We start from the raw sequence: 13,895 nt of genomic DNA on the forward strand, positions 1-13,895 counted from the left end.
CTCGAGGAACAGCGCGATGCCCGGCGGCGGTGAAGATTCCCGAGCCCATCCCGGCGATCGACACCGCCAGGGCCGCGATCAGTTTGGCGAGGACGCCGGCGAGGACGATGTAAAACGCCAGCCCGGCGCCGGCGCAGATCAGCAGGTTGGCCGAGGTGGTGCCGGCGATCGAGGCGACCCGGGCGGCGGAGGTGGACTGTGCGGTTGCCGTGGCGAGGTAGTTGTCCCGGCCTCTGCCGGACCAGTCCGACTCATCAACGACGAGGTTCTGAGTCGTGAGGTCGGCCGAGACTCCGTTGAGCTTGCCTTTGAGGTCTTGCCAGCGCCACGCGTCGACGAACATGAAGATGGGTGCGACGGCGCCTTTCAGCAGGTCGAGGAACCAGTCGAGGATGGCTTTGCCGACCTTGACGGTCTCATCGACGATCCACCGGAATGCCTGCGCCACCGGCGGTGGGACATACCAGTGGGAGGTGGCGCTGTTGGCCGTCGGGATGACCTGGGCGAGTTGACCCTCGAAGGTCTTGAGGCCTGCCTCGATCTCGCGGATGACGGCCTCGTACTGAGCCTGGCTGAACATCGAGCGTCCCCCGTTAGTAGATGTTGCGGATGCGATGCTCGGACGCTTTGTCCTCGGCGTCGTAGGTGTCGGCGACGCTGCGCAGCGTGCCGGCGATCTCGGACATGGCTGCCGCACCCTCCCGGCAGCGCGCCGCGGCCACGTCGATCACGTCGTTGTACGGGCCTACCATGATCTGGAAGAGGCCTGCTTCCAGGCGGCCCAACTCCATGTCCGCGACCTCGGTGCCCTGCTCGCCGATCTTCCTGCTCTGTTCGTCCCACTCGTCGGCTTCGCGGCGCAGCGCGTTGGTCGCGACGGTGACCTGTCCCCTGCCCGGGGGTTGCGTCATCTGTTGCCACCTTGAGGAGGAGACCTTGTTAGGGAGGTAAGCGTCGCGAGGGCATCACCGATAAGGTCGTCGGTCCCGCTGCCTTCCGGCGTCGACGCCGGACGCTTCGCGATGGCTCTTTGCAATGCCGTGGCCAAGGCCGCGCCGATGGAAGCAGCGTCCTGCTCCTGGGCCCAATGCGGATCGATGGTGCAGGCGACCAGGCCGGCCGACGAGAGCTGGACCGCGACGTGTTGATTGTCGTCTCGGCCCTCGACTGCCTCGGCCGGTTTCACCGGCGGGGTCTGGGCATCGTGGAGGAGCCCCAGGATCTCTTCGGCGAGTTCACTGCTGTCCCGCACCTGACCGGCCGGCAGTTGCGGCTGGGGCCGGCTCGTGAATATTTCTTCCGCGTCAGGGTTGACCTCAAGGCCTGTCCGCCGCCACCAGCCGCCATCGTCCACGGCGGTGGTCCAGGTCCGCATGCAACGCTGCACCGCGTCGGTGTTCGCGTCGAGAACCGCACTGCCCAACCGCTAGGGTGCCAATCGCTGCCGCCACCCCTCCCGCACGCGGATCTGCGTGGGCAGCCCGTCACCGCCGAGAACGACGAGCACCCACCCTGTCGCGTCGCGGCCTTCAACGTGTGCCGGTATCGCCCCGCCGAGATCGCGTGCGAGCTGCGCCAATTCCGCGGTTCGGCACTGGAGCTGACTCGGGTACTGGTTCTGGTCCTGTCGCACCGCGCTCAGCGCTCCGAACCGCGTCGCGACTGAAGAGCCGCCCACCCGATCATCGCGATCATGACCGCGGCAAGCACCAGGAGAATCGCGAAGCCGGTCGCCGTCCCGCCGGCGACCACGAAGGAGAGCGCCATCAGCGCGACGATGCCCACCGCGGCGAACGTCGCGACCGCAGCAACGGTGCAAACCGCAGGGGTCGCACCCTGCCATGCGACGACAGCTGCGCCGGAGGCCACGACGGCGATCGCCGCGGCGACGATGGCCGTGCCCGGCTGTCCGAACGGCGAGGCGTCGGCGATTTCATCGAAGCCCGCACTCGCAACAGCCACCCCGACCAGCTGGATCACCGTGATGAGCCACAGCAGGACCAGCGCAAAACCACTGGTGCCCGACGCCACCTTCACCACAATGAATACCCCCGACTACTGAAGGTCACCAGGGTGTACCAGTCGGACCGGTCGCGCAACATCGGTGTCGTGTTCCAGATCGGCGGTGCTCGATGCTGGAGGCCTCGGCCGTGAGGCTTCTCCCAGGTCATGACAAACGCCCAGGCGAATCTGGCCTGAGCGCCTCGGGCGTCCGTCCGCTGTTGAAGGGCTCGTCTTGTAGTCAGCCGGCCCGTCGCTGCGCGCGGGGAACCAGAGCCGCAGCAGCATCGGCTTTAGCGCGTTCCGCCTGGAGCTCGAGGATGATCGAGGTGTAGGTGTCGGAGGTCAGGGCGATGGAGGAGTGGCCGAGGGTCTCCTGGATGTCCTTCATATCGGCACCGGAGGCTTTGAGGAAGGTCGCGGCGCAGTGCCTTAGGTCGTGCAGACGGATGGGTGGCAGGCCGGATCCGGCGATGAGCTGTTCGAAGCGGTTGCTGACGGTGTCAGGATGCCAGGCGTTGCCGTCGGGTTGGACGAACACCAGGCCGGTGTGTGGCCACGTGGGGCCGTTGACCAGTTGCCAGCGGGCGCGTCGGGCGTAGTGGGTGCGCAGCAGGCTGATGGTGGCGGTGTCGAGGGTGATGTTGCGGTCGCCGGCGTCGCTCTTGACTTTCTTGGTGATGGGCCGGTACCCGTCGGTGGTGATCTGTTGGGTGATGACGGCGATGCCGGTGTCGAGGTCGACGTCGGCATCACGCAGCCCGACGGCTTCGCCGCGGCGTAGCCCGCGGTGCAGGATGAGCCCGAACATCGGATACAGGGCGATGTCGTGGTCCTCGGCGTAGTCGAGGAACTCTCCGGCCTGCGCCGGGGTCCAGACCATGACGGCGCTGGGCCGTCGCCCGGTGGCCCTCCAAGCCGCGACCGCAGCGGCAGTCCAGACTCGGGCCTTGGGGCGTCTGCCGGAGGGCAGCTCGATGTGCGCGGCGGGGTTGAACTCGATGAGCCGGTGGGTACGGATGGCGTCGTTGAGGGCCTTGCGCAGGGTGGCCCGGATGCGGTGCATCGTCGCCGGGGACGTCGTCCGGGCCCCTTTGGCTTGGGCCCGGATGGCGGGGTCGTCGCTGCTGCGGGCGATCTCGATCTCGGTGTTGCGGTCGGTGATGGCCTCGAACATGCCCTGCAGGTGCGCAACGTGGAGCTGATCGATCGGTATGTTGCCGAGGTGCGGTATCAGGTGCACGCGGATGTGGCTTTCGTAGCCGCGTAGCGTGGTCGCTTCGATCTTGCGTCCGCGGTGCCATTGCTGCAGGTAGTCCGCGACGGTCATACCTGCGGTGGCGGACACTCCGGCGCGCACGCGGCGCGCGACCTGATCCCGTGAGGGCAGCGGCTGGCCGGCTTTGACCTTCTTGAGGGTGACGGCGATCTCGAAGCGCTGGCCGGTGTCGGTGCCGGGCAGGTTGAGCAGCGAGCGGGCGTGGTCGAGTTCGGCCAGGGCGTCGTCGCGGTCGTCGAAGCCGCCGCGGCGTAGCTGCCAGCGGTCGCCGGTGGGTTTGTGGGGCAGCTCGAGTTGGTAGGCCCATCGGCCGTGGTGGGCGCTCCAGGCCTCGCCGCCGGGTCGGCGCAGTCGTGGGCAGCGCGGGCCGAGTCGTTTGCCGTGCTCGTCGCGGCAGGAGCAGTGTTTGCTCAGGGTTCCTTGCGCCATGTGTGGACGACTCCTTACCGATCAAAGCCGGGGTGCGGGGCGGTGGCTGCTGGGGATTTCGTGTCGTCGATCAACGCGTGGATCTACCCCGTCGATCAAGTCGCCGGCGGCCTCGCGGGCGGGTGGGCCGGCGGGCATGTGCAGGGCAGCGAGGATGGCCTGGACGGGGATCCGGTAGCGGGTGCCGAACCGCAGGACCGGTACGGGGAACTTCTCGGTGCGGATGAGGTCGTAGGCCACCGACCGAGACAGGCCGAAGATCGATGCGGCGACCGGCACGGTCGTGACCGTGCCCAGCGCACGGATGCGTTCAGGCGTCCATGCCGGGCCGCCGGCCGGTTCATCGGTGTGCGCCGGCGGCGTTACAGCGGAGTGAGGATGGAGTGGGCTGGTCATCGTGATCCCTTCAGAGCAGTGGTGCGCAGAGGCCGAACAGGCCAGCAGGTTCGGAGTTCATTGATCTAGTCCAAGCCGGTGAGTGCCGGAGGGCGGTAGCGGTCACGCGGCCATCTCGCTGGCGCTGATGGCGGGTCGGCCGTTGGTGAACACGAGGACGTCCTCGTGCGCGATCAGGTGCATCGGCGTGCCGGTCGCGCGGGCCTTGCGGACGGCCTGGAGCTGGAAGAAGGACGGCCGGGCGACCAAGGCGCCGTCGCGGACCGCCGCGAGCAGCGCCACGCACCGGTCCACCGGGGTGAGGCCGGCGCGTAGCCCGGCGCCGATCACGGCCGAGGGTAGGTCGACGAGCTGCCCTGCCTTGCGCCACGGCCGGGCGGTGACCACCACGACCCCGCCCGGTTTGAGCAAGGTGGCGCAGCCGGCGAGGATCTGAGCGAAGCCGTCGGCGAGTCCGGTGAGGTCGCGGTAGGCGAGGTTTCCTTTGTCGGTGCCGTCGTTGTAGGCGTTGTCCGACTTCGCCACCCCGCCTGTGCCGGGGCGCACGAGGCCGTGCACGGTCGGCCCGTACGGCGGCGACGTCACCACCAACGCCACCCGCCCAGCCAGCGCAGCGGGTACGAGCGACCCGATGCCGGTGGAGTCGCCGCGGACGACCGCGCCTCGGCCGGTCGCGCCCTGGGCGTGGGCGTGCTTGATGTTGGCGTCGGCGATGTCCGACCACCTGGATTCGTACTCCACGCCGACCGCGTCCCGGCCGGCATGAATAGCCTCGACCAGGGTGGTGCCAATGCCGCACATCGGGTCCAGGACGAGCTCGCCGGGCCGGGTGTAGTGCTCGACGGCGTGCGCGGCGATCGCCGGCAACATCCGAGCGGGGTGTCTGACCGACTCGGGCACGTAGCGACCCTTACGCTGCACCGGCCCAGTGGACTGGGCGGTCGCCCACACCGACAACCCCTCGGATCTCCTGTCGGCGCGGTGTCCGGTGTCGTAGGCGCGGTGCTCAGCCACGCTGACCACCACCCCGGCGTCCAGTAGGGCGCGGCTTGTCGAGCTGGCTGAACACCATGAGGTCCGCGTGCACACGCAGGTGCGCCACGCTCCACCGCTGACCGTCACCGCCGGCCAGAGACAGCAGCTCTTCGTCAGTGACGTGATAAATGAAGGCATCGCCGTCGACGTCGGCGGCCACGGCGACGATGTGCTGCAGGTAGCCCAAACCCACCCCGGCGGCGGCCTGTACCACCGGGCTGAAGTCCTGCGGCATTGTGGTATTAGCAGGAACGGTGACGACCAGGATCAGGCAGCCGTCGGCACGCAACAGTCTTGCGCACGCGGTCAGCAGCCACGCCAGCCGGACCCGGTTGGCGGCGTCGTTGTGCCAGTCCAGGGGCCAGCAGGCGACCACGAGACTCGTCGCCTGCTGCACGGAGGAGTCGAGCCGGGGGTCGGTGACGGATGTGCCGATAGACAGGCCAGGGTCGGTGAGGTCGTCGCCGAACCAGGTGGCCAACTCGGGAACGTCCTCCTCGAGGTCCGCGTCGCCGCGGCCGATGCCAGGAGGCGGGGTCGTGGGGGTGGCCGGGCCAATGATCAGGCTGGCGGCGTCGGTGAACCAGGCCGGGTGATGCCGACGGCCGCCCGTGGTGCAGGCGGCCGTTAAGGCGTGATCGGGAGTGAGGTCGACGACGGCCTCGCCCAGGCGGCTATAGGCGGCGATCAGCCGCGTTGCGAGCCTGGCGCCCACGCTGCTGCCCGTGTCGTCGCTGCTGCGGGCAGTACGCCAAACGGTGATCGGAACCGGCGGCTCGCCGGTGATCAGATCTAGCTGTTTGGCGTCGTCCGGAGCTGGGTGGTCCTTGCTGTGGTGGTGCTGCGGCGTGTGCTCGCTCATGTGGATGTCGGCTCCGCGCCGCGCCGTGAAGCGCTGACGCCCTCAAACCGCAATCTGTGAGCCGTGGCGAACACATGCCGATCTCACAACGTCTGACATGACCTCACAGACGTCTGACCGCGCACGTCAAGGCGGATCCTGACAATCTTGAAGCGGCCTGCGACGCCCGAGCCGGGGTGTGGGCCGCCGAAGGCTGAGCTTCCCGGGCCTGTGGACACCGGTTAATGCCGCGACCTGATGCAACGTCGTCGGTGTGAGGGTCTGTTCGTAGTTGGCACGCCCACGGTGGGCACGTTGAGCACGGCGAGGATCACAGTCGACGTGGCCGCGCAGCCGGTCCGCCTGCCACCCGCCCGGGACGGCGGCCGGCAGGCGGACGCATTCCTGTAGAGCGGTGAGTTCAAGGGCGCCTTCGCCCGCCACGAACAGGCGGCGCAGAGCCGACTTCCGCCGAGTAGATGCGCGGCTGGGTGTAGTGCACCGAGTCCGAAACCTCCGAGCGGCTGTCGGAGCTGCTGGCCCGGGTGCCCGCCGCATTCGGGCCCGTGCCGACGGCAGTACCGTCTAACTGGAGAACGGCTTCATCGTCGGATGACGCCCGACACGATAGGGGCTCCGCAGCCGAACCTGACCGCGGAGCCCGCTACTTGCCGGAAGCGACGCGCTACCCGGCAAGCGCCTTTCGCCGGTCACGGCCAGGAGGTCACCGCCCAAGCCTGATCCAGATTGGAGCTGCACTCCCACTGAACCGCATGCACCCCGCGCGCGGGGTTGCTGCCGGGGATCGCCAGGCACTTCCCGCTGTTGAGGTTCTGGAGCCTGTACACACCGAGGGTTCCCCCATAGAAGCCCCAGATCTGGTCCTCGAGGCCCGGCCGGTAGTCCCACTGGATCGCAGGGGCGCCATCGTGCAGGCCCGACCGGCTGATGCCCATGGCCTTCCAGGAGCTGGTGCCCGCGTTCCGAATCGCCATGTAGCCGGCGGGATAGGACGTCTCGGTGAACGTCCACGCCTGTTCCTGGTTACCCGTCCGCTTCTCCCACTGCAGGATCGGGGCGCCGTTGGCGTCGCTTGATCCGCTGACGGCCAGGTAAAGACCGGTCCTCACGTTCTGGATGTAGGACCACGTGACGGCTTCAGCCGAGGTCTCGCCGAACACCTGGGCCTTCAGTTCGGCCACGCTCACCAGATCCCCTCCGGGTCCCGGTACGGGCGCAGAGCCGGCGCGTGCGGGAACCCCTGTCCCGAGGACCGCTGCGACAGCCACGATGAGCATCGCTGCCAACCATCGGCGGTTGCGCTCGGCGGGATAGCAGTGATTGTTTCTCACAACTAACGTCCTCCTTCGTTGCGACGGGCGGCCCGATGGCCGACATGCACTGCGCCGCCGAACCGTGCGAGTGACGAAATTAGCCTTTGTCTCTACTGCCGAGCTCTCGATCTCCTCTCGTCCGACGAGAGGAGGTCCATACAGCCAGCACCACCGGAGCATCGATCCGTCGGTGTGGCGCCGATGCCCCGCGCCGCCTCAGAGAGCGAGGTGATGCCTCGATGTGTCTGCAAACCGGTGTATGAGTCCTCGTTAACGGACCGCAGTGGGCGATGATCGAGCCACTGTTGCCGGGTCGGGTGGGCGGCCATTGCGTATCCGACGCGCTGGCTGGTCATCTGCACGACCTGTATGTGCTGCATAACGGCACCGCGTGGCGACACGTCCCGCATGACCTGACGCTGTGGAACGTGGCCTATCGGTGGTTTCGTTGCGGGAGCACGGACGGCACCCGGGGCTCGGGTGGGGGACCTGGTACGCGTCGCCGAAGGCCGAGACCCGTAGTCGTCAGCTGCGGATCTGGACTCGCAGACCGCGCCAGCCATGAAGGCAGTGACGCCCTCGGCGGGGACGCGGGCGAACGCACCCGCGGCCCGCAACGGCACATTACCGACGTCATCGGCGGGCTCATCCTCAAGGCGGTCGTGCACGCCGCGTCTGTGCAGAAGCGAGCCGGCGCCAAACCCGTGCCGGCCAGCATCACGCTACATTCACGCTGCTGGGACTGAACTGGACGGATGCCGGCTACGTCAACCGCATCGACCAAGAACTGCGGAGCTGGGCGCGCGAACATGCCGCGTCGAACTACAGATCGTGGCGCGTAACGCCGACGAGGCCCCATCAAGACTGAAGCAGCCCGACGCCTCAACGACGAACCCAGCCAGGGGTAACCCCGCCGGTTACCCAGCACTTCCTCAGCCACGACGGATAGATTGTCCTTTATGAAGTACCGGATCCTCGGTGCCCTTGCCATTCGGGATGCGGAGGTCACCGCCGGTCGCGACCGCGTGGTGCTAGCCATGCTGTTGCTGCATCCCTGCCGCATCGTCGGCGTCGACGCCCTCATCGATGCGGTGTGGAACGACCAGCCCCCGGCCACTGCCCGCGCGCAGCTGTACACGTGTGTGTCTCGGCTGCGCCGGGCACTACCCGCCGACAGCATCCGAACCACCCCGGCCGGGTACGGCATCACCGTCACGGACGACGACCTGGACGCCCGCGCGTTCGAACGGCTGGTCGCCGGCGCCCGGACAGAAACCGATCAGGGCCGCGCCGGTGCGCTGCTGCGCCAGGGTCTGGACCTGTGGCGGGGTCCGGCACTCAGCGATATCGGCAGCCCTGCGGTCCGCCGATTGGCCGCGACCCTGGACGAGCACTACGCAGTCGCGGTGGAGGACTGGGTAGAGAGGGAACTCAACGCCGGCAGCGAGCGGAACCTGTCGGCCGAACTGCACGGCCTGGTCGAGCGGTTCCCGATGCGCGAACACCTACGCGGGCAGTTCATCCGCGCACTGTATGCAAGCGGACGACAGGGCGACGCCCTGGCCGAGTACCAGCGTGCCCGCGCAGCGCTGATCGATGAGCTGGGCATCGAACCGGGCCCGGAACTGCAGGAGCTGCATCGCCGGATGCTGGTCGGCGACCTGCCCACCGGCCCGGGGCTCATGTCGCCGGCGCCGATCCGGTGCCTGCCGCGGGCGGTCGGCGACTTCACCGGCCGTACGGCCGTTCTGAACCGGTTCCGCGGCCAGGTCGGCACCGCGCCGCCCGGCCCGTCGGTGCACGTCTTCGACGGCATGGCCGGGATCGGCAAGACCACACTGGCGATCCGGCTGGCCGGACTTGCGGCGGACCGCTATCCGGACGCGCAGCTGTTCATCGACCTGCACGGACACAGCGAACGGGAAGCGGTGGAACCCAGCGCCGCCCTCAACACCTTGCTGCGTCAGCTCGACGTGCCGGTCGACCGGATCGCCGGGCCGATCGAGCAGCGAATCGCGCAGTGGCGCAGCGAGCTGGCCCGCCGGCGCACCGTGTTGATCCTGGACAACGCATCGAACAGCGAGCAAGTCGTGCCGTTGCTACCAGGCTGTGGCGACAACCTGACGGTGGTGACCAGCCGGCACCGGCTCACCGGCCTGGACGGCGTCCGACCACATCCGTTGCCGGTACTGACCGAGCCGGAGGCTGTCGATCTGTTCACCCGGATCGTCGGCGAGCGCGCCCTCGCTGAGCCCTCTGCGGTGGCCGAGGTGGTACGGCGATGTGGGCTGCTGCCGCTCGCGGTACGGCTGGCCGCGGCCCGCCTGTCCCGCCGCCGCTGGCGGGTCACCGACCTGCTCCACCGCCTCGGTGACACCGCACTACCCGAACTGGCGGCCGAGAGCCGGACCGTGGCGGCGGCATTCGCACTTTCCTACACCCATCTGGCGCCGCCGCTTCAGCGGCTGTTCCGACTGCTCGGCCTGTATCCGGGCGAACGGTTCGACGCGCCGGCCGCGGCCGCCCTCGCGGACCTGCCGCTGAACGACGCCGAGGACTTACTGGGTGAACTCGCGGACGTAAACCTGGTCGAGGAGCAGGACTCCGGAACGTACCGGCTGCACGACCTGATCCGGCAGTACGCCGCCACGCTGGCCGCATCGGACCCGCCGGAACGACACGCCGCCCTGCACCGCCTGTTCGACCATGCCGCACATACCGCTGCGGCGGTGGCGCGGCCGCTGGAGTCCCCATACAGCTCACGGACGCTGGAGTTGGGTCGTCCGCTGCGGCCGGATCTGCTGCCGCGCGCGGAGATGGACCAGAACCGCTGGCTCGAGCAGAACCGGCGCGATCACATGTCGATCGTGCGACTGGCGAACTCCACCGGCGCCACGGAGCACGTATGGAAGCTGGCCCGCGCTGCGTGGCGGATGTGGTACCTGGCCGCCGAGTACGACGACCTGATCCAAGCGCACCGGTACGGCCTGGCGATCGCGCGCCGGGACGGCGACGTCCGCACGACCGCCATCATGGCGAACTACCTCGCGTCCGGCCTGCTCCGCACCGGCGAGGCGCGGAAGGCGATGGAACTGGTGCAAACCGCCTACGACGGCTTCAGCCAGCTCGGTGAGGTAAGTGCCGCCAACACCGCCCTCGCCAATCTGGCCGCCCTGCGGTACCTGCTCGGCGATGTCGAAGGCGACGACCGGGCGGCCCGGCAAGCGCTCCACCACGCCCGCACCCTCGCCGAGCCGGGACAGATGATAAACCCGCTGAACACGCTCGGCCTGGCCGCGGCCCGCCGAGGCGATCTCGCGGAAGGCCTCAGCTGGTTTCGCCGCGCGCTGTTCCTCGCCGTCGCCACCGGGGCCGATGCCGAGCGATACAACACCTTCGGCAACGTGGCCATCACCCGGATGCGGATGGGCCACCGGCCGGCCGAGCGCATGCTGCGCCTGGCGCTGAGCCTCAACCTGCGGATCGGTTACAAATCAGCCGCGGCGGAAGCGGCCGGTGCGCTGGGAGCCCTGTACCGCCGGCAGGGTCGATACGCCGACGCCGTTGCCCGGCATCACAAGGCCCTCGAGGTGATCCACGGCCTGGGCGACCGCCGATTGGCCGCGCAGGTACACCTGGAGTTCGGCGAGACCCTGCTCGCCGCTGGCCGCCCGAACGCCGCAGGGAAACAATTCCGGCTGGCAGCGGCGCACGCCGCTGCCGCGCAGGCCGGGTACGAACAGGCCCGTAGCCACGCCGGCCTGAAGGCGGTGGCCACCAGCAGCGAAGCGGACGGCTGCACGACCGCGGGGGAGCGCTTGACGCCGGTTCATGCCGTCGGCCGAGACGGCACCCAGCGCTCGCCACACCACGGCGACTGACGGAGCTGCCCAAGCGAGACGCGCTGCTCACACTTCTGCTGACCGAGTGCGACTCCGCCGCCGTACCGCTCTCGCCGTCGACATCTTGATCCCAGCTAGCAAGTGCCCTAACGGTGAACGTTCACGGTGTTTGGTGGACACGCTGTTCGGCTTGTCGCCCGGGCGGCGTGTCGATGTTCACGCTGTGTGGATGGCAGAACCTGGTGACGCTGTTGGGGTGGGCGGCGTCGGCCTCTCGGAGCCCTGTCCGGTCAGGTTGACTCCCGCTCCCGCGGTTGAGGGCGGGTACGACGGGGTTCAGGCAGCGGCCGAAGACCCTCGTCCGGTTGCTGGCGAGGCGCCGGCGCGGCTGGCGCGAATCTTGCGGCGTCGCTGTGCCTCGCGGTGCAGCTTGTTGCGGGTGCGTGGAGACGCTGCGGCGCTGAGCAGGCCAGAGTCCAGGGCCTCGGCGATGCGGGTGTCGATGCGATCGACCCGGCGACGCAAGGTGTCGACTTCTAGACCAAGGCGGGCGGCGATGGGTTCGACCGCGCGGCGGCCCAGCCGGAGGTCGATGTAGGCCTGTTCGTCGGCTGGGTCGATGATGCCCAGTTCGACGGCGCGGCGCACGAGCAGGTCCGGGTGGCCGTACGGGAACTTAGGGGTACGCGGACCGGTGAGGCGCTCGACGTTCTCCACGGGGATGGCTTCCGCGCCGTTGCGACGGCGCAGCTCGTAGCCGGCGCGCCAGGCAGCTTTGCACAACGCCGCGTACGGCGCGGGTCGCACGAGGTCCACCCGGTCGCGTAGGGCGGTGAGGAAGCCGGTGATAATTTCGGCGTCCAAGTCGTGGGTGTCGCCGGACCAGCCGGTGCGTAGCTGTCCGGCGTAGCGGCGCAACGCCGGCATCGCCATCGCGGTCGCCGCGACCACCCACGCCGGGCCGTCCAGACGGGCGCGGCGAATCAGCTCGGCCCAGACGGCGTCCCGCGCGGCGTAGGCGCGCGGGTGCGTGAGCAGCCACGTCCGCAGCGCCGGCAACGTGATGACACCGGCGGGTAGGTCGGTGTCATCGCCGGGTGCCAGCCCGAGTTCGTCGAGATCAAGTGACAGAGGGGAGAACTCGCCGGTCAGGGCGGCGAACGCCGCGTCGACGGCGTCGAGAATCGAGTCGGGCCATTCGGTGGCGGACGCGGTCATGTCACAGCTCCCTTGTCGGAGGATCTCGATGGCGCGCCGGGACGGTCACGCGACGCGCTGGACGGTCATTGCGCCACGGTGATCTCACGCAGCTCTGACAGTCCAGGTCAGTGACGGGGTCACGCACTACAGTCCGCCTCACGGGCTGTAGTGCGTACGCCCAAGCTCACCGGCGCACGTGACCGACGCCTGTCTGACGAGCCGTCTCTGAGGTGCACTACAACATCGAGTCGCCCATCTCGTCGGTAACCGGCGGCGACGGCCCGGCGGGGTGGCACCGGCGCCCGTCAGGGCGGTTGTCAGAGGTCCATAGCGTCTGCCACGACCTCGCTACGGCTGACAACGTCTCGCGGCGCCGGCGTGTCAGATTCGACCGGCGTGTAACGCGGGTGTCGGAGCCCGGCGCGATCGCCCAATGTGCGACAGGCGCGGCCACGGCATCCGGCCGGACAACGCCGAGATCGAAGAACGAGATTTCACCGTCTCGCGTCCGTCTGTTAACACAGCGACTTGACGCCATGGCGGTCGGACACCGCAGCGTGACAATCCCTTGCCAGCGACCTGGATCACCGTCACGGAGGCGGTGTCGGTCGCGCTGCCTGTTTGTCAGCGGAGCAACCGTTGGATCTGCGCAGGTCTGACAACGCTGATCAGCTTGCCCGCAGGGCGCAGCGGCAGAGGCCATGGAAGCGGGCACAAAGGACCGCAAGGACGTGGGCGTGCTCGGTCAGAAGTCTGTGAGGTCGTGTCAGAGGCTGTGAGATCGGCAGGTGTTCGCCACGGCTCACAACCGGCGGTTTGAGGGTGCGGAACTGCTGTCGGACGCGAGTCGGACGGTCGGTTCCGTCCGCCGCCGGGCCGAGAGATCCAGGCCGGCGAAGTGAGCTGGGACCTCGGGTGCCGCGCCTTCTGATGCGCTGACACCTCATCACTTGCGAACCCGAACGGGAGGACGAGCTCCTCCCGAGGACGCCCACGCCTCTTTGCCGGACCTGCCTCTGCGGCTTGGTGGCGGTCCCTGACCGCCGTTCGAGCGATACGCCCCGCCCAATGCGCCTGCCTCTGTGGGCTGCGCGGAGGGGCGGGGCGGGAGGTGAACCCCGTCATGTCCCGCTGTCTGCGGGCACGCCTGCGTGCCCAGATCCACGTGTTGTCCACAACCTTGTCCACAACCGCCGGCCGCCGCACCGGCCGGGTCGTCGCACACACCGCCACGGTGCTGCTGATCCTGTCGGTCCCGGCCACCGCATACGCCGACACCGGCGGCACTGTCGTCCTGGCCGCGAACACGTTGCCGCAGGTAATCGCGAACATGCGGACGTTCCTCATGGGGATCTTGGCCGCGGTCGCCACCCTGTTCCTGGTCTTGGCCGGGGTGTACTGGGCGACCGCCGGCGGTGACCCGGCCCAGGTCGACAAGGCCAAAGGCGCGCTGAAGAACGCCCTGATCGGCTACGGCCTGGCCGTGCTGGCCCCGATCCTGTTGCAGGTCGTTCAAGGCATCGTCGGGGGCTGATGGT

Annotated in this window: 13 protein-coding genes; 3 read left to right on the plus strand and 10 right to left on the minus strand. The window is 68.7% G+C overall.

Features of this window, described 5'->3' with window-relative positions:
- From Aau02nite_RS31290 to Aau02nite_RS31330, 9 genes are all read right to left on the minus strand, one after another.
- A partial coding sequence (locus Aau02nite_RS31290; protein ID WP_212992198.1) for a hypothetical protein occupies window positions 1-580 on the minus strand: 580 nt, incomplete at its 3' end.
- 13 nt (window positions 581-593) lie between these two features.
- On the minus strand, window positions 594-911 hold the full coding sequence (locus Aau02nite_RS46785) for a hypothetical protein (RefSeq protein WP_246595584.1): 318 nt from the start codon (window positions 909-911) through the stop codon (window positions 594-596).
- Complete coding sequence (locus Aau02nite_RS31300; protein WP_212992199.1) at window positions 908-1,375, minus strand: hypothetical protein; 468 nt, start codon at window positions 1,373-1,375, stop codon at window positions 908-910. Before Aau02nite_RS31300 ends, Aau02nite_RS46785 begins: the two co-directional genes overlap by 4 nt.
- Before the next feature lie 263 nt (window positions 1,376-1,638).
- Window positions 1,639-2,040: a hypothetical protein gene (locus Aau02nite_RS31305; RefSeq protein ID WP_212992200.1), complete on the minus strand. Its 402-nt coding sequence runs from the start codon at window positions 2,038-2,040 to the stop codon at window positions 1,639-1,641.
- A 202-nt stretch (window positions 2,041-2,242) separates the two neighbouring features.
- Complete coding sequence (locus tag Aau02nite_RS31310; RefSeq protein WP_212992201.1) at window positions 2,243-3,709, minus strand: site-specific integrase; 1,467 nt, start codon at window positions 3,707-3,709, stop codon at window positions 2,243-2,245.
- 21 nt (window positions 3,710-3,730) lie between these two features.
- On the minus strand, window positions 3,731-3,988 hold the full coding sequence (locus Aau02nite_RS31315) for a helix-turn-helix domain-containing protein (RefSeq protein ID WP_246595585.1): 258 nt from the start codon (window positions 3,986-3,988) through the stop codon (window positions 3,731-3,733).
- A 219-nt stretch (window positions 3,989-4,207) separates the two neighbouring features.
- Window positions 4,208-5,128, minus strand: coding sequence for a TRM11 family SAM-dependent methyltransferase (locus tag Aau02nite_RS31320; protein WP_438841189.1), 921 nt, complete (start codon window positions 5,126-5,128; stop codon window positions 4,208-4,210).
- Window positions 5,112-6,002, minus strand: a complete 891-nt coding sequence (locus Aau02nite_RS31325) for a hypothetical protein (RefSeq protein ID WP_212992203.1) — start codon at window positions 6,000-6,002, stop codon at window positions 5,112-5,114. The genes Aau02nite_RS31320 and Aau02nite_RS31325 overlap by 17 nt, the downstream gene beginning before the upstream one ends.
- A 689-nt stretch (window positions 6,003-6,691) precedes the next feature.
- On the minus strand, window positions 6,692-7,189 hold the full coding sequence (locus Aau02nite_RS31330; protein ID WP_212992204.1) for an RICIN domain-containing protein: 498 nt from the start codon (window positions 7,187-7,189) through the stop codon (window positions 6,692-6,694).
- A 416-nt stretch (window positions 7,190-7,605) separates the two neighbouring features.
- Here Aau02nite_RS31330 and Aau02nite_RS47910 point away from each other — a divergent pair, with 416 nt between their 5' ends.
- The gene (locus Aau02nite_RS47910) at window positions 7,606-8,061 is read left to right on the plus strand and encodes a transposase (protein ID WP_212992205.1); all 456 of its coding nucleotides are present in this window, start codon (window positions 7,606-7,608) and stop codon (window positions 8,059-8,061) included.
- Window positions 8,062-8,352: 291 nt separating this feature from the next.
- Window positions 8,353-11,196, plus strand: coding sequence for an AfsR/SARP family transcriptional regulator (locus Aau02nite_RS31340; RefSeq protein WP_212992206.1), 2,844 nt, complete (start codon window positions 8,353-8,355; stop codon window positions 11,194-11,196).
- 297 nt (window positions 11,197-11,493) lie between these two features.
- Here Aau02nite_RS31340 and Aau02nite_RS31345 read toward each other — a convergent pair whose 3' ends face one another.
- On the minus strand, window positions 11,494-12,375 hold the full coding sequence (locus Aau02nite_RS31345) for a hypothetical protein (protein ID WP_212992207.1): 882 nt from the start codon (window positions 12,373-12,375) through the stop codon (window positions 11,494-11,496).
- 1,105 nt (window positions 12,376-13,480) lie between these two features.
- On the opposite strand from Aau02nite_RS31345, the gene Aau02nite_RS31350 reads away from it, so the two are divergent.
- Entirely contained in the window at window positions 13,481-13,891 is a 411-nt protein-coding gene (locus tag Aau02nite_RS31350) for a pilin (RefSeq protein ID WP_212992208.1), read from the plus strand.
- The last annotated feature ends 4 nt before the right edge of the window (window positions 13,892-13,895 follow it).

The organism is Actinoplanes auranticolor (genome assembly GCF_018332655.1).
GTDB classification, from domain to species: Bacteria; Actinomycetota; Actinomycetes; order Mycobacteriales; family Micromonosporaceae; genus Actinoplanes; species Actinoplanes auranticolor.

Coding starts and splice junctions, on each gene's coding strand:
- Aau02nite_RS46785 (WP_246595584.1), bottom strand. CDS start 911: ATGACGCAACCCCCGGGCAGGGGACAGGTCACCGTCGCGACCAACGCG.
- Aau02nite_RS31300 (WP_212992199.1), bottom strand. CDS start 1,375: ATGCGGACCTGGACCACCGCCGTGGACGATGGCGGCTGGTGGCGGCGG.
- Aau02nite_RS31310 (WP_212992201.1), bottom strand. CDS start 3,709: ATGGCGCAAGGAACCCTGAGCAAACACTGCTCCTGCCGCGACGAGCAC.
- Aau02nite_RS31325 (WP_212992203.1), bottom strand. CDS start 6,002: ATGAGCGAGCACACGCCGCAGCACCACCACAGCAAGGACCACCCAGCT.
- Aau02nite_RS47910 (WP_212992205.1), top strand. CDS start 7,606: ATGATCGAGCCACTGTTGCCGGGTCGGGTGGGCGGCCATTGCGTATCC.
- Aau02nite_RS31340 (WP_212992206.1), top strand. CDS start 8,353: ATGCTGTTGCTGCATCCCTGCCGCATCGTCGGCGTCGACGCCCTCATC.
- Aau02nite_RS31345 (WP_212992207.1), bottom strand. CDS start 12,375: ATGACCGCGTCCGCCACCGAATGGCCCGACTCGATTCTCGACGCCGTC.
- Aau02nite_RS31350 (WP_212992208.1), top strand. CDS start 13,481: ATGTCCCGCTGTCTGCGGGCACGCCTGCGTGCCCAGATCCACGTGTTG.